Source organism: Nostoc sp. ChiVER01 (assembly GCF_034531155.1).
Lineage (GTDB): Bacteria > Cyanobacteriota > Cyanobacteriia > Cyanobacteriales > Nostocaceae > Nostoc.
Map to the genome: position 1 here is coordinate 36,694 of NZ_JAVRBS010000024.1, position 25,786 is coordinate 62,479.

At 42.0% G+C, this 25,786-nt stretch carries 22 protein-coding genes; 8 read left to right on the top strand and 14 right to left on the bottom strand.

Translation table 11 applies throughout. The annotated features are described in order from the left end of the window. Positions 1–26 precede the first annotated feature (26 nt). The 4 genes from RMY00_RS26160 to RMY00_RS26175 all read right to left on the bottom strand — a co-directional run bounded on the left by RMY00_RS26160 (position 27) and on the right by RMY00_RS26175 (position 4,126). Positions 27–1,481 carry an amidohydrolase gene (locus RMY00_RS26160; protein ID WP_322650338.1) on the bottom strand — a complete coding sequence of 485 codons (1,455 nt, stop codon included), beginning with the start codon at positions 1,479–1,481 and terminating at the stop codon, positions 27–29. Positions 1,482–1,917: 436 nt separating this feature from the next. Further along, positions 1,918–2,472 (bottom strand): PEP-CTERM sorting domain-containing protein, encoded by a 555-nt coding sequence (locus RMY00_RS26165; protein ID WP_322650339.1) that lies wholly within the window; start codon positions 2,470–2,472, stop codon positions 1,918–1,920. Between the two features lie 154 nt (positions 2,473–2,626). Then, complete coding sequence (locus RMY00_RS26170) at positions 2,627–3,439, bottom strand: alpha/beta hydrolase (RefSeq protein ID WP_322650340.1); 813 nt, start codon at positions 3,437–3,439, stop codon at positions 2,627–2,629. Between the two features lie 192 nt (positions 3,440–3,631). Next, positions 3,632–4,126: an NUDIX hydrolase gene (locus RMY00_RS26175; RefSeq protein ID WP_322650341.1), complete on the bottom strand. Its 495-nt coding sequence runs from the start codon at positions 4,124–4,126 to the stop codon at positions 3,632–3,634. 804 nt (positions 4,127–4,930) lie between these two features. On the opposite strand from RMY00_RS26175, the gene RMY00_RS26180 reads away from it, so the two are divergent. Further along, positions 4,931–5,095, top strand: coding sequence for a hypothetical protein (locus RMY00_RS26180; protein WP_167407613.1), 165 nt, complete (start codon positions 4,931–4,933; stop codon positions 5,093–5,095). Positions 5,096–5,363: 268 nt separating this feature from the next. Here RMY00_RS26180 and argH read toward each other — a convergent pair whose 3' ends face one another. The 7 genes from argH to trmD form a co-directional block, all read right to left on the bottom strand. Next, positions 5,364–6,749, bottom strand: coding sequence for an argininosuccinate lyase (gene argH / locus RMY00_RS26185; protein ID WP_322650342.1), 1,386 nt, complete (start codon positions 6,747–6,749; stop codon positions 5,364–5,366). A gap of 91 nt (positions 6,750–6,840) precedes the next feature. After that, positions 6,841–7,050 carry a hypothetical protein gene (locus RMY00_RS26190; protein ID WP_322650343.1) on the bottom strand — a complete coding sequence of 70 codons (210 nt, stop codon included), beginning with the start codon at positions 7,048–7,050 and terminating at the stop codon, positions 6,841–6,843. 106 nt (positions 7,051–7,156) lie between these two features. After that, the gene (gene larB, locus RMY00_RS26195; RefSeq protein ID WP_322650344.1) at positions 7,157–7,945 is read right to left on the bottom strand and encodes a nickel pincer cofactor biosynthesis protein LarB; all 789 of its coding nucleotides are present in this window, start codon (positions 7,943–7,945) and stop codon (positions 7,157–7,159) included. A gap of 72 nt (positions 7,946–8,017) precedes the next feature. After that, complete coding sequence (locus tag RMY00_RS26200; RefSeq protein WP_322650345.1) at positions 8,018–9,835, bottom strand: ABC transporter substrate-binding protein; 1,818 nt, start codon at positions 9,833–9,835, stop codon at positions 8,018–8,020. Positions 9,836–10,015: 180 nt separating this feature from the next. After that, positions 10,016–11,815, bottom strand: coding sequence for an ABC transporter substrate-binding protein (locus tag RMY00_RS26205; protein WP_322650346.1), 1,800 nt, complete (start codon positions 11,813–11,815; stop codon positions 10,016–10,018). 5 nt (positions 11,816–11,820) lie between these two features. Then, a complete protein-coding gene (ispF, locus tag RMY00_RS26210; protein WP_322650347.1) occupies positions 11,821–12,303 on the bottom strand; it encodes a 2-C-methyl-D-erythritol 2,4-cyclodiphosphate synthase in 483 nt (160 codons plus the stop codon). A gap of 17 nt (positions 12,304–12,320) precedes the next feature. Next, entirely contained in the window at positions 12,321–13,094 is a 774-nt protein-coding gene (gene trmD / locus RMY00_RS26215; protein ID WP_322650348.1) for a tRNA (guanosine(37)-N1)-methyltransferase TrmD, read from the bottom strand. Positions 13,095–13,678: 584 nt separating this feature from the next. On the opposite strand from trmD, the gene RMY00_RS26220 reads away from it, so the two are divergent. Further along, positions 13,679–14,542 (top strand): cyanophycinase, encoded by an 864-nt coding sequence (locus RMY00_RS26220; RefSeq protein WP_100898664.1) that lies wholly within the window; start codon positions 13,679–13,681, stop codon positions 14,540–14,542. A 412-nt stretch (positions 14,543–14,954) separates the two neighbouring features. After that, a complete protein-coding gene (gene cphA / locus RMY00_RS26225; protein WP_322650398.1) occupies positions 14,955–17,660 on the top strand; it encodes a cyanophycin synthetase in 2,706 nt (901 codons plus the stop codon). A 45-nt stretch (positions 17,661–17,705) separates the two neighbouring features. Here the strand turns inward: cphA and tatA are convergent, their stop codons facing one another. Next, complete coding sequence (tatA, locus tag RMY00_RS26230; RefSeq protein ID WP_100902930.1) at positions 17,706–17,879, bottom strand: twin-arginine translocase TatA/TatE family subunit; 174 nt, start codon at positions 17,877–17,879, stop codon at positions 17,706–17,708. A 475-nt stretch (positions 17,880–18,354) separates the two neighbouring features. Between tatA and RMY00_RS26235 the strand changes: the two genes are divergently transcribed. Continuing rightward, on the top strand, positions 18,355–19,410 hold the full coding sequence (locus RMY00_RS26235) for an NAD(P)-dependent alcohol dehydrogenase (RefSeq protein ID WP_322650349.1): 1,056 nt from the start codon (positions 18,355–18,357) through the stop codon (positions 19,408–19,410). A 239-nt stretch (positions 19,411–19,649) separates the two neighbouring features. Here RMY00_RS26235 and RMY00_RS26240 read toward each other — a convergent pair whose 3' ends face one another. Next, on the bottom strand, positions 19,650–21,095 hold the full coding sequence (locus RMY00_RS26240; RefSeq protein WP_322650350.1) for a serine/threonine-protein kinase: 1,446 nt from the start codon (positions 21,093–21,095) through the stop codon (positions 19,650–19,652). Between the two features lie 95 nt (positions 21,096–21,190). Here RMY00_RS26240 and cbiT point away from each other — a divergent pair, with 95 nt between their 5' ends. Both cbiT and RMY00_RS26250 read left to right on the top strand, forming a co-directional pair. Further along, entirely contained in the window at positions 21,191–21,793 is a 603-nt protein-coding gene (cbiT, locus tag RMY00_RS26245; protein ID WP_322650351.1) for a precorrin-6Y C5,15-methyltransferase subunit CbiT, read from the top strand. A 173-nt stretch (positions 21,794–21,966) separates the two neighbouring features. After that, positions 21,967–22,848 carry a phosphatidate cytidylyltransferase gene (locus tag RMY00_RS26250; protein ID WP_322650399.1) on the top strand — a complete coding sequence of 294 codons (882 nt, stop codon included), beginning with the start codon at positions 21,967–21,969 and terminating at the stop codon, positions 22,846–22,848. 429 nt (positions 22,849–23,277) lie between these two features. On the opposite strand, the gene RMY00_RS26255 is transcribed toward RMY00_RS26250, so the two are convergent. After that, positions 23,278–23,991 (bottom strand): DUF2993 domain-containing protein, encoded by a 714-nt coding sequence (locus RMY00_RS26255; RefSeq protein WP_322650352.1) that lies wholly within the window; start codon positions 23,989–23,991, stop codon positions 23,278–23,280. Positions 23,992–24,097: 106 nt separating this feature from the next. Between RMY00_RS26255 and RMY00_RS26260 the strand changes: the two genes are divergently transcribed. Continuing rightward, a complete protein-coding gene (locus RMY00_RS26260) occupies positions 24,098–24,883 on the top strand; it encodes a pseudouridine synthase (protein WP_322650353.1) in 786 nt (261 codons plus the stop codon). A gap of 29 nt (positions 24,884–24,912) precedes the next feature. Then, positions 24,913–25,731 (top strand): RodZ family helix-turn-helix domain-containing protein, encoded by an 819-nt coding sequence (locus RMY00_RS26265; protein ID WP_322650354.1) that lies wholly within the window; start codon positions 24,913–24,915, stop codon positions 25,729–25,731. Positions 25,732–25,786 lie beyond the last annotated feature (55 nt).

Genomic DNA, 25,786 nt, shown 5'->3' on the forward strand with positions numbered 1-25,786 from the left:
GTCAGACCCAGAGCAGCTTAGATTAATCAATTAGAAGGTCGGAATTGAGCTTTGATTCTCTGAGCGATGGAAGTAGCTTCACGGCGAATCCTCTCAGGGTCAAGCGTGAGCATCCTACGTTTTTCCATTAAAACTTGTCCATTTACAATTACAGTATCAACATCTTGGGCATCTGCTGCATAAACAAGATGTGAGATGACATTGTAAAGCGGGAGCAAGTGTGGTTCTTTAAGCTGGACTTGAATTAGGTCGGCTTGAAGTCCCACCTTAATCGCGCCAATTTTATCTGATAAGCCGAGTGCTTCTGCACCACCAAGTGTTGCCATACGCAAAACTGTCTTAGCTGGTACAGCAGTCGGGTCAAGGGTAGTCCCTTTATGGATGAGGGCAGTGAGGCGGATTGCCTTCCACATATCAAGAACGTTGTTCGATGCGGCTCCATCCGTACCTAAACCAACCTTAACTCCTGCTTTCAGCATCGCCGGAATCGGTGCAAAGCCAGAAGCTAGTTTCAAATTCGAGTCAGGATTGTGGATAACACCAACACCGCGTTTAGCCAGCAGGGCGATTTCACTTGCGTTAGGCCAGACAACGTGTGCGGCAAATACACGCGGTTCTAGGAAACCGAGATTTTCTAGATGTTTTACTGGAGTTGCATTATAACGTTGCTGGACATCTTTTACTTCAGTTTGTGTCTCTGCCAAGTGAATTGTCAGTGGAACATCGTAATGACGCGCAGCCTGAATAGCCTGGACAAGATGCTCTGGTGAGACAGTGTAGGGAGCGTGTGCAGCAAGAGCTGGTATGATACGTTCGCTCTTGCCTTTCCAACCTTTCAGAAAATTTATTGCCGAGGCAAAAGCATCATCCCATCCTCGGAAACCAGGGCTGGGAAAATCTATTGAAGAGGGTGCAATAATGGCGCGTAAGCCGCATTCACTAACGACTTTGGCAGCGACATCTGGCTGAAAGTACATATCAACAAAGGTTGTTGTACCACCGCGTATCATCTCCCAGCAAGCAAGCTGTTCGCCAACGCGGACAAAATTTTCATCAACGAACTTCCCTTCTGCTGGGAAAATGTAATTCTGGAGCCAATCTTGCAACGCTAAGTCGTCCGCAAGACCACGAAACAGAACCATTGCTGAGTGAGAATGACCGTTGACCAGACCCGGCATCAGCACCAGACCGTCACCTGGCAGCGTCCTGTCGGCTCTATAAGATGCCATGATTTTGTATTGTGTGTCTACCGCAACAATTTTGCCGTCCCTAATGGCGATCGCTCCATTCTGGATGACGGGTTGTGCCTCGTTCATCGTTACGATAAAATCACCACCTACAATCAGTTGTACTCTTTGCTTCCCTTGAGCGACTAGATTATAGTTACTTTGAGCAACAACTATCTGACCAAAAAAGATGAGCAACGTCGTACAGACAAAAAGAACTAATAGTTTATAGTATTTTGTCAGATGATATTTCACACTAAAATATCCTTGTTGAATTTTTGTCGTGACTTTATCATCCGTCTAATTGCTACTAGTTTCACAATTAAGAATTGTGATTTATACCAATTTATCTGTAACTATTCTTTACTAATTGTTAGCCTTGAATAGCACTCTTTAATCATTCCTTAATCACTTTCATTAAAGAAAAATAATTGTTGTTATATAATCCTTTTGTTAAAAAATAATTAGCTAGACTCATAATATTAGAAAATAAACCTTCAAATCTAGTTATTGTTTAAGTTTTAAAAATCGCTCTTGAATTTTCTTTTACCAAAATTATTAAAGCTGGTCATAGACGCTTTGGATGTCCGTGGCCAGCTTTCATCAATCTTGGAATTAAGGAAATTTTAATATTTTAGCCAACGAAAAATTAAAGTTTTATCAAAGTAGTCCAAGATGGTTAAGCTTTGGCTTACTGAGCAGTAACTTGTCTACGCTTCATCAACCAACCGATACTAGCAGTCAGAACTGTGCCACCCGTTGTTAACGGTTCAGGGACTGGGGTAGTAGAGGTAATATTAATTAATCCATTGTTTTGATCTATTGTTCCCTCAGTAGGATTTCTCAGGCTAAGTCCTAAACCAACAGTTCCGAACAGATAATAATCTGTACTTTGGGCATTATCCTGACCTACATCAAAGTACCCAAACAAAGATTTTGTGGATGTATCGTAGTTAAAATCTAAAAAATCATAAACAATACTCTTATTACTAATGGGAGCAAAACTATTCAACAATTTTTTACTTGGGCCAAAAAAAGAAACTTCCAGGTATTGAAGTTTTGAATTGTCTATGGTTGTGTAACTTTGAGTTTCATCATAGGAAAACGAGCCTTTAGCTGAATACCCTGCATTACCAGTCCAATCAAAGTTGAGTGTAACTGCGTGGACTGGGACAGCTTTTAGTAAACCCAGGCTCATCACTACCCCAAAAGTAGTAGCGATACAAAGCTTTTGAGTTAATTTCATCAGAAAAATTTTTCCAAATTAATAATCTGTATGAAGCCGCTCTGGGCTTAGTATAGATTATTGCATTTCTTTGTTAAAAAATAATTTTAATACCAACTCTTTGTAAAGTTGCATACTTTACGATTGCTTCCAGCAAGACGATAAGTCCAAATGCTCAATTTCCTTTAATAAACTCCCGAATCTCAACCGCCACAACCCCAGCACAAGATTCTGGTAAGTCATTTCCGGCATGGGAAATCATTTTCAACTCAACTTTCGGCATCAGTTGAGCATAAACCTGGCTCTTGGCTAAAGCATCTGGTGTGTCTTGACCACCTTGTAAAATCAAAACCGGGACATCTATCATGTAAAGCCGCTTTTGCACTAATTCTGCTTCAATTTCTGCTTGTTGCCTTTTGAAGAGTAACTGGCAAGCTATGGGGTAACGCAACAATTCCTGATGTAATTGCAAATCCTGGGCAATTTTTTCAGACCAACTCAGAATTTTAGTGAAAGGAGTTAGCGATCGCAACAATTTAACTACTAGCGGTGGATAATTCAACAATCGCCGCATCTTCTGGCAATACTCTTCTTGTCCTGCTATCTCTACACCCTCTGGTGAAAGCAGTACCACGCCATCCACTTTTTCTGGATACTTTAAAGCATAACTAGCAGCAATCCAACCCCCAAGAGAATGCCCTACTAAATATACTTTTTCTAGCTTGACAGCTTGCAAAAACTCAGCCAAACACTCTACTTGTAAATCTATCGAATGATGAATATTCGGATTTTCTGATTCACCAAATCCCAACAAATCAAGTGCAAAGCAATGAAAATCTTGTGTAAGGGAATTCATTACAGATAACCATTGACTGCTCTCATTCCAAGCACCATGTAAAAAAATTATAGGAGTTTTTTCACCGACTTCACGCCAGAATATCAGCCCTTGAGAGAGCTTTATTCGGGAGTTACGGAATAGTGTATTCATTTTAATTTAGTAGTTAACTTTTAGCACCATAATAAGTAGTCATTGGTCATTAGTCATTAATCAATTAGTAATTAGTTTTGAACAAATTACAAACAGATAAATGTGAGCCGAACGCGAATTTATCTCTTAGAGAAGCTTCCTTAGATCATATACTTAGGCGACAAATGACAAATGACAAACGACTAAATATTGCTATGCCAATGTTGTCAAGCCATTCAAGTAGTCTTGCAACTGCCGAGTATGGTCGTGAGACATTTGTCCTGAAGGTAGCAAATTGGGAGAGAAAGCTTGGATTTCCAAGACTTCCAAAGTATCCTGAATTTTCATTGTCCCATGTACTTCGGCTTCAACCACAACACAAATTGAATGGATTCTGGGATCGCGGTCTGGTGCAGAGTAAACTCCTACTAAACGATTAATTTTCACTAATTCTAGCCCGGTTTCTTCAATCAATTCCCGGCGGACTGTATTAGGAATATCTTCTCCCCAATCCACCATCCCTCCAGGCAATGACCAAAGACCATCATCACGCCGCCGAATCAGTACAATTCTACCATCGGGTAAAATTGGGATGATACTAGTGCCAGTAATGGGATGACGAAATATAATACCCAATACTGTTTGTCCAATACGCCATAAGCTACGTGTGGACTGGACAGCTGCCGGAAAAAAAGCAATAAGGTTCAATCTTCAAAATTTTTGTGTTGTATTCTATAGCTCTCAACCACTTACATAAACTCAACTAATTAAATTTTTTATTGAGTTTTGCTTTATACATGAATGTTTGCGGTTTGAGATTTTATTCTTACGATTTACGTAGAATATTATTGATTCTAACATCAAGTTTCAACAGAAGCACTGTATTCATATATACATAAGGTTTGTTTACTCAAAAAAAATCTCAGTTTAAAACTAACATTAGCCTTGCCAAAACTAGCTATTATTAATATTTTTCAGCACACATAAAATAATCTGAATGATAAGTTTGAATTCAAAATTAGAAGAGACATTTAAGCGGGGTTTGAGACCTTTACCTAATTCTTAATAATATTGATTACTTTGTTTGTTATTAAGAACAACAACTAGTACCGCAAGGTGGAAGTTAAAATGAGCCGATGGGTTACGCGGGTTAAAAACGTTGTACCCCTTCTCTTCAGCAAGCTACGCGCAAGCAGCGTCTAAAGGGAAAGTCTAGCACCTGCCGTAGGATGCCCGAACGCGAACAGCATCTGCTTTAGGAGAAGGGCTGTAGGGAGAAGCAACTAGCTCTCAAAAGTTACGCATAATTGTTATTCCAGGCTTTTCGTCTAGCTAGTGGAGATAAATTTAAATTATTATTGACAGAGCTAGGTTGAATGCGATAGACTAGTACACTGTTTAAAGCGTATTTATTGCTGCACTAGGCTAAAAGTATATCAATAACATTGGTAACTGATATTGCCTACGTGATGCCTAGTTGCTACTTTTTTGTTGTTTATTAATGAGGTGAACATGGCCAAGCGCCGTAACCCGAAAAAAGAAAAGGCGCTACGGAACCAGGCGTATGCCAGAAAGTTTCGTAAACGGACTACTACAGGAAGAATGCAGAGAAGGTTCCAACAAAGACCACCAAAGAGTGAAGAAGAAGAAGGAGCAGCAGCAGCTGATACTGAATAAGCTGTCTGCTGAAATCCTTGTTATTTAGATTATTTATCTTTTAGGGCGTACAAATGTGCGTCCTTATTTATTGTTGGGTATTGGACAATTAAATTTTGGATTTTGGATTAAATTTCAATCTAATACCAATTAAATTAATGATTGCAACACATCTTTGGTAAAGACGCGATGAATCGCGTCTCTACAAATGGTCTATTTGTCGCATTCTTTTTTCAAATTGGTATAAAATTCAAAATCTAAAATCTAAAATCTAAAATCCTCAGTTCCTCTATTGAGCCAATTGAGCGCGGGCAGCGATGAGTGCTTTGCGAACCTGTACAAAGCCAGTGCCACCGTAACTGTTGCGGGCTGCCACAACTTGACGGGGGGATATTGCCTCATAAATATCTGCTGCAAATGCTGGATGTAGTTCTTGCCACTCTTCCAATTTCAAATCTTTTAGGAGTTTACCTGCGGCAATACTAGTTTTTACGACCTTACCGACGAGATTGTAAGCTTCCCGAAAAGGAACACCCCGCGCTGCTAGATAATCTGCTACATCGGTAGCGTTAGAAAAATCTTCCGCTACAGCTTCTGCTAATCGCTGGGTACGAAATTCTAAACCTTCCCTGAGCAAAATCGTCATCGCTTCGAGAGAAGCTTTGATTGTATTGACGCTATCAAATAAACCTTCTTTATCTTCTTGCAGGTCTTTGTTATACGCCAAGGGTAGCCCCTTCATAATCACCAACATCGCCTGGAGATGACCGAATACACGCCCTGTTTTCCCTCGCACGAGTTCTGGTACATCGGGGTTTTTCTTTTGGGGCATGATACTAGAACCTGTGGCACAGCTATCTTTGAGTGTGACAAAGCGGAATTCTTCTGATGACCAAAGAATGACTTCTTCTGCAAGGCGGCTGAGGTGAACCATAATCAAGCTAGCGGCACACAAGAATTCGATCGCAAAATCGCGATCGCTCACTCCATCGAGGCTATTAGCATAAACATCGTCAAAATTCAATAGTTTGGCTGTGTAGTGGCGGTCGATGGGGAAAGTAGTTCCGGCTAAAGCACCGCACCCCAAAGGTGAGATATTCACGCGGTGAGAAACGTCTCCTAAGCGTTCCCAGTCGCGTTGGGCCATTTGAAAGTATGCCAAGAGGTGATGAGCTAAACTCAAGGGTTGGGCGCGTTGTAGGTGCGTATAGCCAGGAATCAGAGTTTCAACGTGCTTTTCAGCTATATCCAGTAAAACCCCTTGAAACTCTCGCAATTCTCCTTTGATTTGTTGGATTTGGTCGCGGAGGTAGAGTCTAGTATCTGTACCAACTTGGTCATTACGCGATCGCGCCGTATGCACCTTTTTACCTACATCGCCGACAATTTCTGTCAGTCGGCGTTCAACTGCAAAATGTACGTCTTCAGCATCGATACCAGGCTGAAATTTACCGTGGCGGTACTCTTGGCGAATTTGTTCTAAACCTGCAACCAGTTTTTCTCCTTCTTCTGGGGAGATAATGCCCGTGTGAGCGAGCATTTTGACATGGGCTTGAGAACCAGTCAGGTCATATTCAATTAATTCAATATCAAAACCTATACTGGCATTAAAACGAGCGATCGCTGGATGCAATGCTGATTCAAACCTCTGGCTCCAAGTTTCTTCTTTGGTCATAAATATTATGAAGGGAGGGGCATCAATTTTGGATTTTAGATTTTAGATTTTGGATTAATCTAAAATCTAAAATCCAAAATCTAAAATTTTTTTAACCGTAGCTAGTTAGATTCCGAATCATATAGCCAATGACTAAACCAATCAACAATGCCCATACTTGACCTGTTTGTATAAAGTGACGCCAAGATTTTTCAATCTGACCCAGCAAGTCTGGATCGGTAATTGTTTGTGCTAGTAGTGCTGTCAAATTTACAGGCAAATGCCAATATAACCGAGATATCAAATCGCTGTAATAGCTCATATTTGCTGATTAAGAGGTTGTAGGTGGCAAATTTCAGCATCAGTTTATTTTTTCGATAAATTCCTGAGATTTACTGAAATATTGCATATAACCTCAATGTCTTAACTCAAGATGTAGAAGATGCCAACCGCAATTTCTCGGCAGTCCGCAAAATTTGCCCCGCTAAAACTGCTGCACCAAAACCATTATCGATATTTACTACCCCTACTCCCGCAGCACAAGAGTTAAGCATTGTCAATAAAGGTGCTAATCCACCAAAACTCGCACCATAACCGATGCTGGTGGGTACGGCAATCACAGGACAACTCGCTAAACCCGCAACAACGCTAGGTAAAGCGCCTTCCATCCCCGCTACGACAATCAATACCGATGCCGACTCAATCAGGTGGCGGTTACTTAATAAACGGTGAATCCCGGCAACGCCAACATCCCAGAGGCGCTGTACCCGGAAACCAGAAAGTTCAGCAGTGACAGCAGCTTCTTCTGCAACAGGTAAATCGGCAGTACCAGCAGAAAGAATGCCAATTTCACCTGCAAATTGTGGTTCGATGGTAGGAGGAGCGATCGCACAAATTCGCGCCGATTGGTAATATCGCAAACCGCTAACTTTTGATTCCAGTGCTGCATAAACTGCTGGTTCAATGCGGGTTGCCATCACCACCGGGTTGCGGAGACGCATCACCTCGATAATTTGAGCAATTTGATCGGGTGTTTTACCGGGCCCCCAGATCACCTCTGGGAAACCAGTTCTTAGCTGGCGATGATGGTCGATTTTGGCAAACTCGCCTACAGATTCATAAGTTAAATCTTTGAGTGAGTCGAATGCCGTATCTGGCGTAACTTTACCATTGGCAACCGCTTCGAGGAGCGATCGCAAAGTTTCATTTTGAGACACTGGTCTGTTGTTTAAATTTTATAAATGTTCCCAAACGTGCCACTAAGGGCGGAGACTTTAATACTTTAAACTCTATTGTGTGACTTTCAGTTCATATTTGTTCCATAACGTTCCTTTTTGAGAACCAAGTGCAGAGAATTTAACGTTTTGGATGCGATCGCGCACTGCTATCAAAGATAAAGGATTCACTAAATAAATGTAAGGCAAATATTCCTGAGAGATACGTTGCGTTTTTGCGTAAATCTCTTTGCGCTTTACTTCGTCTAACTCTCGTGCTGCTTGAATATAAAGACGACCAATTTCCGCCTCCCAATCTGTAACTTGCCAACCAATAAGTGGTTCTTGTCCTGCTTGCAGCTTCTGATTGAAGGTGTGTAGTCCACCTTCTGGCAACCAAACATTAGCCCCATCATTTGGTTCAATCCCTCCAACAAAACCTAAAATATAACATTCCCAATCGAGGGAATTAGAAAGCTTGTCTGTAAGGGTATTGAAAGCAATTGGATTAAAATCAACTTGAATGCCAATTTTACTCAAATCTTGCTTAATTTGCGCTCCCATTAACACACGGGTTTTATTTTCGGCATTTGTCAATAAACTGAAGCGCACCCGATTTCCATCAGCATCTAGTAATTGTTTCTTGTCATTATATTTAAAACCTGCATTTAATAATAACTTTTTAGCTTTTTCTTGATTATATTCATAAACTTGAAGACCTTTTTCTGGAGAAAAATAGTAAGGGCTTTGAATTTCTATCGGCGAATTTTGTAACACACCAATTCCCCGAAAAACGTTATTTAGCATTGTTTGACGGTCGATTGCATAGGCAACTGCTTGTCTAAAAGCAAGGGTATTAAACCAACGAGATTTAATTGAGTCAACTACAGGCTGTCCGTTTTGCCGCCGACCTTTGTTGAGATTAAATGAAATATAAGTATTGGTGAATTCTGGGCCTCCATTGTAGATAGTAAACTTTCCTCGTTTTTCTTCGCGCTTAAGTAGTGAAAAGTTTTCAGGAGAAACAGTAACTGTATCTAATCCTCCAGAGCGAAATTGAAGAATTATTGTATCTGTAGATTCAATAATTTGCCAAACAATACGTTCAACATAAGGTAACTGATTTTCTTGGCTATCTTTGCGCCAGTAATAAGGATTGCGCCGAAATACTACACGCTGACTAGGAGTATAACTTTCTATTTTATAAGCACCGTTGACAATAATTTTACTGGGTTCTGTATCTGTTCCCCAAGTAGATAGAAATTTGGGATTACCTTTAGCATCTTTAGATTTGAATGATTCAAATAAAGCATGTTTTGGTAAAATACCAACTGAATTTGTTGATGCTCCGGTTGTGGTATAAAGGAAAGGAGCAAAAGGCTCAGGTAGAATAAATTCAATTTGGCGATCGCCTATTCTTCTGATTTTAGGAAAACTACTACTAGAACCAATTTTCAGGCCATCTTTCCAATCGGTAGGAATCTGTGGATTGAAAATCACATCTTCATAGGTAAAAATAACATCATCTACGGTAAGCGGTTCGCCATCTGACCATTTTAAGTTTTCTCGTAAAGTAAAAGCGATTCGCTTTTTATCCTCAGAAATATCCCACGATTCCGCTAAAGCTGGCTCAATTTTGCCTGTCATCCCATTGAGGGTAGTTAGTCCTTCAGTGGTGAACAGAAAAACATGAGGATATTCCTGATTGAAGGCGTAATTAAAAGTTTTCGGGTCGCCAATAGTGCTTGTAACCCATTGCGATACTTGCGCCGCTTTACTCTTAAAATTAGTTGGGTTGCAACTGATAAGAGCTATCTGACAAATTAAGAATAGACTGAATATTGCTAAAACCACAAACCCACGGTGGCGGTTAGGCAAGAGGGCAAAAATCATAGAACTGAAAGACTAAACTGTTTGCATAATACACCTCATGTTCTGCCTTGATTGCATAAAGGGAAGTGAGGAATGAGGAAAGCACAGGGAAGGGAACAAGGGGGAGAAAAATTACCTCTTATCTTTCCCCTCTGCTCCCTGCTCCCTGCCCCTCTGCCTCTTACCCATGCCCATAAAATATTAACTAGCTTTTTTATCTTCTACTACTTTGAGTTCATAAAGATTCCAATTGTAACTTCCTATCGCTGAGTATTTTACGTTCTCAATAGTATTACGCACGGCTACTAAAGCTAGGGAATTGAATAAGTGAATAAAAGGCAGATACTCTTGTGAAAGTTGTTGTGTTTCTGCATAAATAGCTTTGCGTTTTGTTTCATCGAACTCTCTTGCACCTTGAATGTAGAGGTCTTCAATTTTCTGCTCCCAATCGGTAGCTTTCCAACCTACCGTTGGGGATTGTCCGGCTTGAGCTTTCTGATTAAATACATGAAAGTTACCTTCTACAGACCAGACATTGAAACCATCTTGTGGTTCAATACCACCAGTAATAGCTCCATACCAACATTCCCAATCTAGGGTGTTAGAGATTTTTTCTCCAATAATACTGAAGTCAAGAAATTGTAAATCAACTTTAATACCTATCTTGCCAAGATCCTGTTGAATTTTTGGTGTGATTGTCGGTCTATTACCAGCAACAGCCATCATTGTGAAACGGACTCGATTACCATCCACGTCCAACAATTGACCTTTATCATCGTATTTAAATCCTGCTCCTAGTAAAAGTTGTTTAGCTTTTTCTGGATTATAGTTATATGTTTTTAAACCTTCTTTTGGAGAGAAATAATAGGGACTGGGAACAGAAATCGGAGAGTCTTGTGGTTCACCCAATCCTCGCAAAGTGTTGTTGATCATCGTTTGGCGATCGATAGCGTAGGCGACAGCCTGTCTAAAAGCAACGTTGTTAAAAATGCGGGACTTAATAGGATCTACAACAGGCTTCCCATTGCGGCTACCTTTGTTGAGATTGAAAGTTATAAAACTTGTCCCAGAATCAGGCCCAGCATTTTTAATAGTGAAATTACCTTGCTTTTCCTGACGCTTGAGCAATTGAAAATTTCCAGGGCCAATTTCTAGTAAATCTAACCCTCCAGAACGAAATTGCAGCAAAGCTGTATCAGGCGATTCCACAATTTGCCAAATTATACGCTCAATATATGGCAGTTGTTTTCCTTGTGCATCTTTTTGACGCCAGTAGTAAGGATTGCGCCGAAATGTTACGCGTTGATTGGTTGAATAACTCTCGATTGCATAAGGGCCATTAACAATAATTTTTTTCGGGTCTGTGTCGGTTCCCCAAGTGGACATAAACACAGGCTTCCCGTCAGAATTTTTGGCTTCCACTGCTGCACGCAGGGCGTGTTCTGGTAATATTCCTACCCCTGCTGCAATTGATCGCAAGAAAGGAGAAAACGGTTCTGGCAGAATAAATTCTACCCGGCGTTCATCTATTTTGCGGACTTTGAGAAAAGCCTTACTGATACCAATGCGGAGAGCATCTTGGGTATAAGTGGGAATGCGCTTGTTCATGTAGATGTCATTGAAAGAAAAAACGACATCATCGGCTGTTAATGGTTGACCATCCGACCACTTCAATCCTTCTCGCAAGGTAAAGACAAACCGTAGTTTGTCTGGGGAAAGTTCCCAAGATTCAGCCAAAGCTGGCTCAATTTCCTTAGTTATTCCGTTTTGAGTGGCTAATGCCTCATAAGTGAAACCAGAAATATTGGGAGATTCTTGGATGAGGGCTAAGTTAAAGGTTTTAGGGTCGCTCGTAGTAGAAAGAATCAACTGGGGAACTTGTGCAGCTGCGGTTTTAAAGTTAGATGGATTGCAGGCGGTAATTGTAATTGCTGTTGCCAAAATCAGAATTATTGGTAAGAAAAAACGTTTAATTATGTGAAAAATTGGAGAAAATTTCATAACTTTTATTCTTTCAACAGCAAAACAACAGCATAAGCACAGATGCCTTCTTCACGTCCTACAGGGCCTAATTTTTCGTTGGTGGTAGCTTTGATGCCGATTTGATTCGGTTCCAATTCTAAAACTGCCGCTAATTTGTCGCGCATATTGTGAATATGCGGTTTTAATTTCGGGCGTTCTGCTACTACCACCGAGTCAATATTTCCCACCTGCCAACCTTGATCCCGAATCAGTTTATGTACTTGATTTAATAGTACTAAACTATCTGCTCCCGCCCATTGGGGATCGCTAGGCGGAAAATAATGACCAATATCCCCCAAAGATAATGCCCCAAGCATGGCATCCATAATCGCGTGTGTTAACACATCAGCGTCACTGTGCCCCAATAAACCCAGTTCATGGGGAATTTGAATTCCACCTAAAATCAAAGCGCGATCGCTCACCAATTGATGAATATCGTAGCCGTTACCAATACGAATTTTAGTCATTTGTCATTTGTCATTGGTCATTTGTCATTAGTTAGGAATTGGGAGTTAGGAGTTGGGAGTTGGGAGTTAGGAATTATTATTCTCTCCTGCTCCCCCTGCCCCCCTGCCCCCTGCTTCAATTTCTCCAAAAGATCAGGGCGGCGATCGCGGGTTCTTTGAATTTGTTGCTCGTAACGCCACCGAGCGATCGCAGCGTGATTCCCACTGAGCAAGACATCAGGCACTTTCAAACCGCGAAAATTAGCAGGACGAGTATATTGAGGATAGTCTAATAACCCCTCTTCAAAACTTTCTGCTGTGAGGGACTCCGTTTTAGCTACGGTTCCTGGGATCAACCGCACTACGCCATTAATCAAAGCCATTGCTGGAATTTCCCCGCCAGTCAGAATAAAATCTCCTAAAGATACTTCACGAGTTACCAAATGTATCACCCTCTCATCCACTCCTTCGTAATGCCCACAAATAACTACTAACTGGTCGTAATTTGTCACCAATTCTTTTAAAAGAGGTTGATTAATTGTTTGACCCTGTGGACTCATCAAAATTATTTCTCTTCGGGGTAGAGTTGGCAGCGACTCCACAGCGTTAAAAATAGGTTCTGGCTTCATTAACATCCCAACGCCGCCGCCGTAGGGTTCATCATCCACCTTCCGGTGCTTATCAGTGGTAAAGTCCCGTGGGTTAACCAGATGCACTTCGGCAATCTGTTTGGCTAAGGCTTTACCTAGCAAACCAGAGTTGAGAACAGAGTTAAAACAGTCAGGAAAAAGCGTAACTATATCAAAGCGCACAGTTATTCGTATTCAAGGACACTAATCTTAAATTTGAATGTCTAGCAAACATCAACAAGCTAAAGTCAGGTCAAACTCCAGTTAAACTTTATCAATAGTATCTAAAACTACCAGACCTCTTGGATTTTAGATGGGATTAAAAGTTTTTCTAATTACTTAATTTATGTTTAAATGTTGTCACAAGTACATTTAAATTAATAATCTTATCAAGTTAACAACTTCCAGGATGCATCAAGCCAGCCTCAGAAAAAAGCGTAGTTTTAACTGCTCGTCCTCAACCCCAAAGCGGGAATTTAGCCCCATAAAGACTATTTTGCCCTGCTGCAAATGGACAGGTGAAAAACAAGGCACTGGCTTTGAGGAATAGGAACGAACACGTTTAAACTGAGGCAACGCGAGCGTTAAGCGAAAATTTGGAGAGTAGCTTACCCAGTTCCAAACTTCCAAAAAGTGTCCTCTCAAAAGTTGCAAAGCGCAAAAATCATGGCTGCAACTGAACCTTGTTAAATTCACACGCCATTCGCCACAAGCCGGGGAACCCGTCCAAGGCGATGGCTCCTGAAGTTGTTGACAGGAGAAACACAATGCCGCAATTACAAGCTAAATCGCTAGAAATGAGGACACCCCAAGCAACTAAAACCGCCGTTCTGGTTATCGGAGGTGCAGAAGATAAAGTTCATGGACGCGAAATCCTACGAACTTTTTTTGGACGCGCCGGTGCTAGTAAGGCTTATATTACAATTATTCCATCTGCCTCCCGCGAACCGGCCATCATTGGTGGTAGGTATATTCGCATTTTTGAAGAAATGGGTGCTCAGAAGGTAGAGATTTTAGACATCCGCGAACGGGAACAGTGTGAATCCTCCCAGATTAAAGCATCCTTAGAAGCCTGTAGTGGGGTATTTTTGACAGGAGGCGACCAGCTGCGTCTCTGTGGTGTATTGGCAGATACGCCAGCAATGGAAATTATTCGGCAACGGGTGAGGGCGGGGCAACTTACCTTAGCAGGCACAAGTGCAGGAGCAGCAGTGATGGGGCATCACATGATTGCTGGTGGTGGTAGTGGAGAATCGCCAAATCGTTCCCTAGTTGATATGGCAACGGGTTTAGGGTTTATTCCTGAAGTCATCGTTGACCAACACTTTCACAATCGTAATCGCATGGGGCGGCTGATAAGTGCGATCGCAGCTCACCCCGATCGCTTAGGTATTGGCATTGACGAAGATACTTGTGCAGTATTTGAACGTGATGGTTGGTTACAAGTTATGGGTAAAGGCAGTGTCACCATTGTTGATCCCACTGAAGCCACCCACACCAATGAACCCCATGTTGGTGCTAATGAGCCATTAACAGTACATAATTTACGTCTCCATATCCTCAGCTACGGCGATCGCTTCCACTTGTACCAGCGTACTGTATTGCCTGCTGTACACCGGATCTCCAGCTGACGGGATAAAGTATCTGAGGTTACACTGAGTTGGTCACAGATTTTGGATTTTGCAAAAAGTTGTAAGGAAAGTTTACCGACCTAGCAACATTTTCAAGAAGGATTCTAGATTAAAAGAGCTTTTTGGCAGATACCGCCGAATGGGCGAAACAAATCTAAAAAAACATCAAGGACTCGTTAAGCCTTTGCGATCGTAAATCTAAATAAGAGAGCTAAGTACCCTAATTGTCTCTTTTAATCCAAAATCATAAATCTAAAATCCTGTTAGAGGTTGACCGCACATTTATTCCTTGTTGTAGAAAAATGATGAGAATAGTATGTAAAAAGAAAAAACTGTTTGCAACGAACAGTTTAGCGGTCAATTCCAGTAAGAAACTAGAATTTTGGTTCCGAATCTCCATCTACCTATTCCCATGAGAATCCTCAAGATCCAGACCTTACGCGGCCCAAACTATTGGAGCATTCGACGCCACAAGCTGATCGTCATGCGCCTCGATTTAGAAAACCTTGCCGAGACGCCCTCGAATGAAATCCCTGGCTTTTATGAAGGACTAGTTGAGGCGCTGCCGAGTCTGGAGGGTCATTATTGTTCTCCTGGCTGTCGTGGTGGTTTTCTGATGCGAGTCAAAGAAGGCACTATGATTGGTCATATCGTAGAACACGTAGCCCTAGAACTCCAGGAATTAGCAGGTATGCATGTCGGCTTTGGTCGCACCCGCGAAACTGCCACACCCGGAATTTATCAAGTAGTGATCGAGTATCAGACTGAGGAAGCGGGACGCTACGCTGGACGAGCCGCAGTACGGCTGTGCCAGAGTATCGTTGATCGAGGCCGTTATCCCAAAGCAGAACTAGAGCAAGATATCCAAGACCTGAAAGACTTCATTCGTGATGCTTCCTTAGGCCCCTCAACTGAAGCGATCATCAAAGAAGCAGAAAAAAGAGGTATTCCCTGGATGTCTCTGGAAGCCCGCTTTTTGATTCAACTGGGCTACGGCGTGAATCAGAAGCGGATGCAGGCCACAATGACCGACAACACCAGCATTCTAGGCGTAGAACTAGCTTGCGATAAAGAAGCTACTAAACGCATCCTCGCTGCTGCTGGTGCGCCAGTACCCAGAGGTACAGTGATCAACTTCTTAGACGATTTGGAACAAGCCATTGAATTCGTTGGCGGCTATCCTATCGTTATTAAGCCCCTGGATGGCAATCATGGACGGGGGATCACCATTGATATTAGAACTTGGGAAGAAGCTGAAGCAGGATACGAAGCCGCTAGACAGGTTTCCCGGTCAATTATTGTTGAAAGGTATTATGTTGGACGCGACCATAGGGTACTAGTAGTAAATGGCAAAGTAGTAGCAGTAGCCGAACGCGTCCCGGCTCATGTGATTGGTAACGGCAGATCAACCATCGCCGAACTGATTGAGGAAACAAACCTTGACCCAAATCGCGGTGAAGGACATGATAATGTCCTAACCAAGATTGAACTAGACCGCACCAGCTACCAACTCTTAGAAAGGCAAGGCTATACGCTAAATAGTGTGCCACCCAAGGGGACTATTTGTTATCTCAGAGCAACCGCAAACTTAAGCACAGGTGGTAGTGCCGTAGACCGTACCGATGAAATTCACCCAGAAAACCGTTGGCTAGCACAACGGGTAGTCAAGATTATTGGTTTGGATATCGCCGGACTCGATATCGTCACCACGGATATTAGCCGTCCACTGCGGGAAGTTGATGGCGTGATTGTCGAAGTTAACGCCGCTCCCGGCTTCCGAATGCACGTTGCTCCAAGCGTGGGTATTCCCCGCAACGTTGCTGGCGCAGTAATGGATATGCTGTTCCCCAACGAGCAATCTGGACAAATTCCTATCCTTAGTATTACTGGTACTAACGGCAAAACTACTACAACCCGACTATTAGCACATATTTATAAACAGACGGGCAAAGTAGTTGGTTATACTACTACTGATGGAACATATATCGGTGATTACCTAGTAGAAGCAGGCGATAACACAGGCCCTCAAAGTGCCCACGTTATCCTCCAAGACCCCACAGTAGAAGTAGCGGTACTGGAAACGGCTCGCGGTGGCATTCTCCGCTCTGGATTGGGTTTTGAAGCCGCAAATGTGGGAGTAGTATTAAATGTAGCCGCAGACCATTTAGGAATCGGCGATATAGATACCATTGAGCAGTTAGCTAACCTCAAGAGTGTAGTAGCAGAAGCCATATTCCCCGATGGCTATGCGGTACTTAATGCCGACGATCGCCGCGTCGCCGCCATGTCAGAAAAAACTAAGGCTAATATTGCTTACTTCACAATGAACCCCGACTCGGAATTGGTGCGAAAGCATATCCAAAAGGGTGGAGTAGCAGCAGTATATGAAAATGGCTATTTGTCAATTGTTAAAGGTGATTGGACACACCGTATAGAAAGAGCAGAAAATATACCTTTAACAATGGGTGGTCGGGCGCCGTTTATGATTGCCAACGCTTTAGCAGCAAGTTTGGCAGCATTCGTGCAAAACGTCACAATTGAGCAGATTCGTGCTGGTTTGAAGAGCTTCCGGGCTTCAGTTAGTCAAACCCCAGGACGGATGAATTTATTTAATTTAGGCAACTACCACGCTTTAGTAGATTATGCCCACAACGCAGCCAGTTACGAAGCTGTAGGTTCCTTTGTTCGGAACTGGACTACAGGGCAACGGATTGGCGTAATTGGTGGCCCAGGCGATCGCCGCGACGAAGACTTTGTTACTTTGGGCAAATTAGCAGCACAAATTTTTGATTACATCATTGTCAAAGAAGACGATGACACAAGGGGACGCCTACGGGGTTCAGCCGCCCAATTGATTATTCAAGGCATCACCGAAGTTAAACCTGATAGCCGCTATGAATCAATTCTGGATGAAACCCAAGCCATAAATAAAGGTTTAGACATGGCTCCTGATAACAGTTTGGTGGTAATTTTACCAGAAAGCGTTAGTCGCGCTATTAAGTTAATTAAGCTGCGTGGTTTAGCTAAAGAAGAGACACATCAACAAAATACTGGCACAACTGTCATCGATTCTCAAAATGGAATAGCACCTTCTTCTGTTGTTAATACCCTGCTGTAGTCAGGAGGAGTCAGTGCGCTGACTCCTGTATTCTGATTACTTTTATTATTGTTTTTCTTCTTCCTGATTGGTTTCGTCACTGGGAGTTTTCATCTCTTCCTTAAATCCTCGTAGGGTTTTGCCCAGTGCGGTTCCCAGTTCGGGAATTTTTTTTGGGCCAAAAATTAATACAGCGACTATGGTAATTACAGCTATTTCTGGCCATCCCAGTCCAAACATATAAATTTCCTCTAAGGCTTCTGTAATTAAATATAGACATTGATGGCGCAAATCCCATAAGTTCTGCTATCTTAAAAAAATTTTGCTAAACAACATAGCATAAGCGGTTTAGGGAATTCAAAAAATTAAATTACTCAATTTTTCCATCCAACACGACTAGTAGAATTTTTTTTCCTGCTCCCCCTACTTCGTCTACTGTCTCATACTTATGATGGTGACTCAGACCAGTCTGACTTCTTTATACTCATTTTCATGGAGCTATCAAAGCCGGAATCATCAGGGGCATTGTTCGGGAAATATCAAGACGAATCTGGGCAGAGGAGGGTCACTCCCTGTCCTAGCATTTAATACTGAGTAGAAACAACTTTGGTCTGTTAATTGCGAAGTATATGAGCAGTTTCGAGGAACTAAGTCAGAAAACTTTGAATAAGGTTCATAAAACCTATGAAACAACTTAGTAAAAAGGAGATCATCTGTGATTAAGAGTGTTGGATACGCAGCCCAAAGTGCAAGTACACCACTAGGCTTGTTCACTTTTGAGCGACGAGAGTTAGGCTCGCACGACGTACAAATCGAGATCCTTTACTGTGGCGTGTGTCACTCGGATCTGCATACAGTCGCTAATGAGTGGAAAAATACGGTTTACCCTGTCGTACCTGGACATGAGATCGTTGGTCGTGTAGTGAAGATTGGTGAGCAGGTTTCCAAGTTCAAGGTAGGCGAGACTGCGGGCGTTGGTTGTATGGTAGATTCTTGTCGCACCTGTCCAAACTGCCGTGAGAGTTTTGAGCAGTACTGTGATAACGAAATTATCTTCACCTACAACAGCCCAGAGAAGCAGACAGGGAAAACGACTTATGGAGGTTATTCAAACCAGATAGTTGTGGATGAAAATTACGTGCTACGGGTTTCAGAAAAACTGGATCTCGCTGGCGTTGCACCCCTGTTGTGCGCGGGGATCACGACGTACTCGCCTTTGCGCTACTGGAATGTTGGCAAAGGCGATAAGGTAGGTATTGTTGGACTTGGTGGGTTAGGACACATGGGGCTAAAATTAGCCCACGCTTTTGGTGCTTACACTGTGCTGTTCACAACATCGTCAAGTAAGACCGAAGATGCCAAGCGCCTTGGAGCCGATGAGGTTGTCATTTCAAAAAACAGCGATGAGATGAACAAGCATCTCAACAGCTTCGACTTTATTCTCAACACGGTTTCGGTATCGCACAATCTAGACGCATACACTGAGTTGCTTAAGCGTGGTGGTACGCTGTGCTTGCTTGGTGTACCGGAAAATCCGCACCCATCACCTAGCATCAGTAACTTGATTTTTAAGCGCCGAGTAATTGCCGGTTCGATGATCGGCGGGATTCAGGAGACACAAGAAATGCTCGACTTCTGTGCTGAACACAATATCGTCAGTGACATCGAACTTATCCCAATTCAGAAGATTAACCAAGCATACGAGCGAATGCTAAAAAGCGATGTGAAGTACCGCTTTGTAATTGACATGGCATCGCTGAAGGAAGAATGACAGTAAAAAAATGCCATTGTCGTTTTTGATGAAAAGTCCTGAATCCTTTGCCTTTTAGGGTGTAAGAAAAACGAATAAAAAAAGTCTGAGTGTTGGTTTTGTTTTCGGCGCTCAGACTTTTTAATTAAGAATTAAATTAAATTATTACTTTAAATTATACCAATTCAATTAATGATTGCAACACATCTTTGGGTAAAGACGCGATTCATCGCGTCTCTACAAATGGTCTATTTGTCGGATTATTTTTTAAAATTGGTATTACTTCCCATTGGATTGGTAATTGGCAAACCTAACCACTCACTTAATTCATGAGCTAACCATTCAAGTTCTACTTCGGATTTAATACCGACATCGTTTCCACTAATTTGGTATTTTTGTAATCCTGAGCAAATATATAATTGTGCTGGAACAGCAACTCTAGTATCTTCAGAGCCTTTAGTAAAGTGTTTTGGAATGTAAACCAACTTATTAACACTTTGCCTTGCGGATGGTCGTGGACGCTCAAACTTCCAACTGAACAACTCTCTGCTTAGGGCAATTTGTTCTGCATTCAAGCGTAAGCAGATGCGTCCAAACAAATTAAAGATAAATTTATACAGCATAGAACAGCCAGCAACCGAAAAAGGAAGTGAGAACAAGGCAAAGGGGATGTTGGCAGGAAAAGGGGCCGAGAGTGCGCCAATTGTCCAAAAGAGGATAAATGAATTCCAGGCGATCGCAAAGAAACCTGTGAATACTATGGATGGATGGAAACCAGCTGGTGGAATGATAATTTCTAAAGAATCCCAATTTTTGGTTAGTTGAATCTTACTCCCGTGTGGTTTGCTGGTAACTAAAGCAGGTAATGTCACTTGTGGTTTCTCTAAGGCTGCGATCGCATCAGCAGCAGAACTAAAACGCCCTTCTAAACTGGGTTCAATCATCCACTTTAGCCACTTGCTAAAGCTGGGACTCACATTAGCTGCTTGTTCAAACTGAATGCGAAAATCCTTTTGCGGTAAATCGGCTGGGTGATTACCCGTCATTAAATAAATTAAGGTTGCGCCTAAACTATAAAGGTCAGATGCTGCAACAGTACGTCCACCAAATTGCTCTGGTGGCATATAGCCATAAGTTCCTACTACAGTTCTTGTTCCAGTTTCTGTGGCGAGGATTGTCTGAACTGAGCCAAAATCTACCAAATAAACTTGACCAACACTATTACCAGAACGCTCCCCTAATAAAATATTGCTAGGCTTAATATCACGGTGAATTACAGGCGGATACAACCCATGTAGGTAAATAAGAATCTCTAAAAGTGCTTTGGCTATCTGTTTGACTTCAGCTTCTGTAAAAGTTCGCCCACTTTGTAAGTATTGTTCTAAAGTTTTTGCTCTTATATAAGTTTGTACAAGCGCAAATCCTTTGATAGTTGGTAAATTTACCTCAAAATAGTTTAAATATTGAGGGATTAAGGGATGTGACAAAGATTTTAAAGTTTCAGCTTCTCGCTCAAACAGTTTGAGTGAATCCCATTCAAAGTCATCACCAAAAGAGAGTAACTTAATGACAACTAATTCTTGAGTTTGCAAATCACGAGCTAGCAAAGTCCGCCGTCCTGCTTTTTTTCCTAGTAGCTGCTGAACTTCGTAGCGTAGACGCCCAGCGTCTTGTCCTTGGACATCGCCTAATATTTCGCCAATCATTATGGTTTCTTCTAATGCTACGGTTGAAAAGTTTTTAGAGGTTATAGCTTTTCAAGTTGTGCAAATCCATATCTTTAGTATAATTGCGTAATTCTATGCCCTCCCAACTTTGGCCTTATATTACCCCTGGTATTCCCGATGAATTGTTTGAAAATTTGCCAGGAATTCCCCTGAGTCAACGAGAAGTCCGACTAATGTTAATTGCCCAACTGCGACTAAAATCAGATTCTGTGTTGTGGGACATTGGTGCAGGCACGGGTACAATTCCGGTAGAGGTGGGGCTATTGTGTCCAGGTGGAAAGATTATCGCTATAGAAAGGGATGAAGAAGTAGCTAATCTGATCAAGCGTAACTGCGATCGCTTTGATGTGAAAAACGTCGAAGTAATTGAAGGTAGCGCTCCAGAGTGTTTACACGATCTTAAAGTTACACCTCATCGCGTTTGTATTGAGGGAGGACGACCCATTCAAGAGATTCTGCAAGCAGCATGGGATTATTTGCCCCCATCCGGTCGGGTTGTAGCGACAGCTGCTAATCTAGAAAGTCTGTATGCTATTTCTCAGAGCTTTTCTCTGTTAAGGGCTAGAAATATCGAAGTCGTCCAGTCTGCCGTTAACCGCTTAGAGACGCGTGGCTTTTCTCAAACCTTTACCGCCGTTGATCCCATTTTTATCCTCAGTGGTGAGAAACTGGATTAGGGAATGGGGCATGGGGCATTGAAAGAAGCGGTAAAGAAAGGGAGAAAACAGAGATGAGGAAGTAGGGAAAGCAGGGGAAGCAGGGGAAAAAACAATAACTAATTAATTAATGCCCCATGCCCAATGCCCAATGCCCAATGCCCAATGCCCAATGCCCAATATTTAATACTTCTATGCCTTGGTCTCGGATTATTAGTGGAATTGTTGCGATCGCTCTTGCTCTTTCTGCAACCCTTTTGGGAGGTTGGTACTTTACCATCATCTTTGCAGTTATCATCTTTTTGGGTCAACAGGAATATTTTAATTTGGTGCGAGCCAGAGGCATCGCTCCCGCCGCTAAAACCACTATGGCTGTCAGCCAAGTCTTGCTGGTAATTTGTACCCTTGATGGCAGTTTAGCTGACGCTGTAATGCCAATTGCTGGCACACTTATTTGTTTTTATCTGTTGTTTCAGCCCAAATTTGCCACGATCGCTGATGTTTCCGCTTCTATTATGGGGCTATTTTACGTAGGTTATTTGCCGAGTTACTGGGTGCGATTACGAGCAATTGATACTGCTGCTTTTAGCAATCTTCCTTTCGGAGGTTATTGGCCCACAACCTGGACAGATTTCTGGGAAAAGGCAAATTCTGCTTCTTTACCACAAGGTTTTACAGCAACACTGCTGACTTTTTTGTGTATTTGGGCAGCCGATATCGGCGCTTACACTATTGGCAAATTCTTTGGGAAAACCCGTCTGTCTGATATTAGCCCGAAAAAAACTGTAGAGGGTGCTGTTTTTGGCATTACTTCAAGTATTGCTGTAGCCATAGCAGGAGCTTATTATTTGCATTTACCCAGATCCCCCTTCACTGGTTTAGCATTGGGTTTACTGATTGGCATTGCAAGTCTTTTGGGGGATCTTACCGAGTCTATGCTTAAGCGGGATGCTGGAGTCAAAGATTCTGGGCAGTTAATCCCTGGACACGGTGGTATTTTAGACCGTACTGATAGTTATATTTTCACCGCTCCTTTGGTTTATTATTTTGTGACACTACTGTTGCCGCTACTGTAACTGAGCAGGGGGCAGGGTTCAGGGAGCAGGGAGCAGGGGAATGGAGTTAAAAGACTCGTTAGCGAGTATCAAAGACTCGTCAGCGAGTATAAAAGACTCATTCACGAGTATTAAAGACTCGTCCACGAATATAAAAGACTCATTCACGAGTATTAAAGACTCGTCCACGAATATAAAAGACTCGTTCACGAGAATAAAAGACTCATTCACGAGTATCAAAGACTCGTCCACGAGTATCAAAGACTCATTCACGAGTATTAAAGACTCGTCCACGAGTATTAAAGACTCATCTATAAATCCTAATTTATACCAAATTACAGTTACAATTCATTCTCCTCTTGCCCCCTGCCCCCTGCCCTCTGCCCCCTGCCATCTAAGAGCCGCCATATCATTTAAAATAATGTATTAGCATTTTTTAATTTCTAATCATCAAGGGTTAACGTTAATCCGTCCACGACACACTAGCTTGCCTGGAATCAACGTTAATTCTTGGATATCGACATCTGAGCCAAGATCCAGATTGTACTCATGATTGTCCTCTAATATCTCCTCCTGGTCGGGCTTGATTGTTATATGTGCTAGTTGCAACTCATGCCCATTGAGTAACTGTGAGCTAAGACAAATCTCTAGAGGAGTTGTTTCACTATTGGTTACTCTTATACCTCGCAGTATAATTTGGTTGTTATCAAGGTTAATTTCTTGCCAGTTTATTGGTTGTGACTTTGGGCAATGTGTTGGTAAAACCTTAACCAACAAATCACTCAAAGCATTAGATAATAAGTCAGATGAGAGAGAAGCATTAAGATCCTTCTCGTCTACGATCAAATCGCCAACTACTGGTACTGTTTCTAACAGTCGTAGCGGTTTTCCCTTGAGTACCGAGCCGATATTTATGCGAATATTTTCCGCTATTAATTTAATTTGTGTAATTAGGAGACCTTGATAAATTGCATCAGTAGCAAAAATAGATACCGATGGGATACGCCCAGAGAGAATTTGGCGATCGCTCGCTTTAATCTTTACTTCTAAATCTGATATTTGGCTCACTTGCGCTCTCAACCAGAGCTTTAGGGCTGTTGTGAGTACCTGCGTAATTATGCGTATTTTATTAGTATGTGTTGTGTTGAAATTTTGCTCTGACATCTAAGGAATCTATTTATGAATATTTGCTTAACAACCGAACAGAAATTAAATAAGTCTTAAATGTAACATTTATGTCTACTCGCTACAAAATGCAAATATCATTTAATTGTTAACAGTAAATAAGCAATTACACATGGAGGCACGGTTACAAAAAATTCTCGCTCAATGGGGTATCGCCTCACGTCGTGAAGCCGAAGAAATGATTAGGCACTCACGAGTGCGGATAAATGGGGTATTGGCACATTTAGGTCAAAAAATTGATCCCGAAAAAGATGCGATCGTAATTGATGGTAAGCCTGTATCTAAAAAGCAGCGTCCGGCTTTAATATATTTATTGCTGCACAAACCAAGAGGTGTGGTTTCGACTTGCTACGACCCTCAGCGCCGACCAACAGTCCTGGATCTACTACCGAAAGAATTATGGGAGGGTACAGGTATTCACCCAGTTGGGCGTTTAGATGCAGATTCTACAGGAGCATTAATCCTGACCAATGACGGAAATCTGACATTTGGACTAACCCATCCCCGCCACAGCATTTCCAAAACATATCGTGTTTTGGTAGAAGGACACCCTCCAGAAGCAATACTAAAAATGTGGCGTCAGGGTGTGATGTTGGAGGGTAGAAAAACCAGACCCGCTAAGGTACAGCTAATAGAACATCATGGCGAGCAAAGCTTTTTAGAAATAGTGTTGCAGGAGGGAAGAAATCGCCAAATTCGCCGGATAGCTCAACAGTTAGGATACCCAGTAATCAAACTGCATCGGACTGCTATCGGCCCAATTCAATTACAAACTCCAAAAGAACCTTTTTTGGAAGAAGGTAAATATCGTTCCCTCAAAGATGATGAGATTCGCTTTTTGCAAGATCAGATAACACAACCTAATTATTGATTCTGTGGAGTTAAGGAGTGTCAGTAGGCATGAAATGGCTAAGAAAGAAGAATAATAACCAGCCATCAATTTCATTAGAGCAACAACGAGCCGAAAAATTGGCAGAAATGGGCGCTCAACTTTGGGCATTGCGTCAAGAACAGGGATTATCTCTAGAGCAAATGGTTGCATTAACTAGGATTCCCCAGCGATTATTGCAGGCGATCGAAGAAGGTAATTTAAACGATCTGCCAGAACCAGTCTATATACAAGGTTTAATTAGGCAATTCGCCGATGCACTAGGCTTGAATGGAGTAGAATTTTCTGGCACTTTTCCGATTAGTTCTGCACAAGTGAATTCTCAAGGTATAGAGAATAATTCACCCCTTAATCAACTACGTCCGGTTCATCTTTACTTTCTTTACATATTGCTAATTGTATGTTCTGTAAATGGCTTATCTCAGTTATTAAATAACGCAGTACTACAAGCAAGTACAAGTAATAATCAAAATCAGCCATCCCCAAAACAAAAGTCCATTGTTAAACCAAAAATAGCCCAAGTAAAAGAGTCAGTGGAGGTTCAATCAGTTAACGATACCCCTAGCGCCGTCCAGCAGGGAAAGGCTGTACAGATTGGTGTCACTTTGAAAGCGTCATCTTGGATTCGTGTAGTAGCTGATGGTAAAACCGAATTTGAGGGTACTCTCCCAGAGGGAACTCACCGGATTTGGAAAGCTCAACAGCAACTCACAGTGAAAACTGATAATGCTGGTGGCGTGTTAATGAGTGTCAATCAAGAGAAAGCCAAAGAAATGGGAGAACCGGGGAAAGAGGAAGAAGTTAGAATTGCTGCAAAACCTAAGTTTTGATATGAAGAAGAAATCAATTCAAAATTTTACCCTTAGAGGAAAGCAAGCTACACCC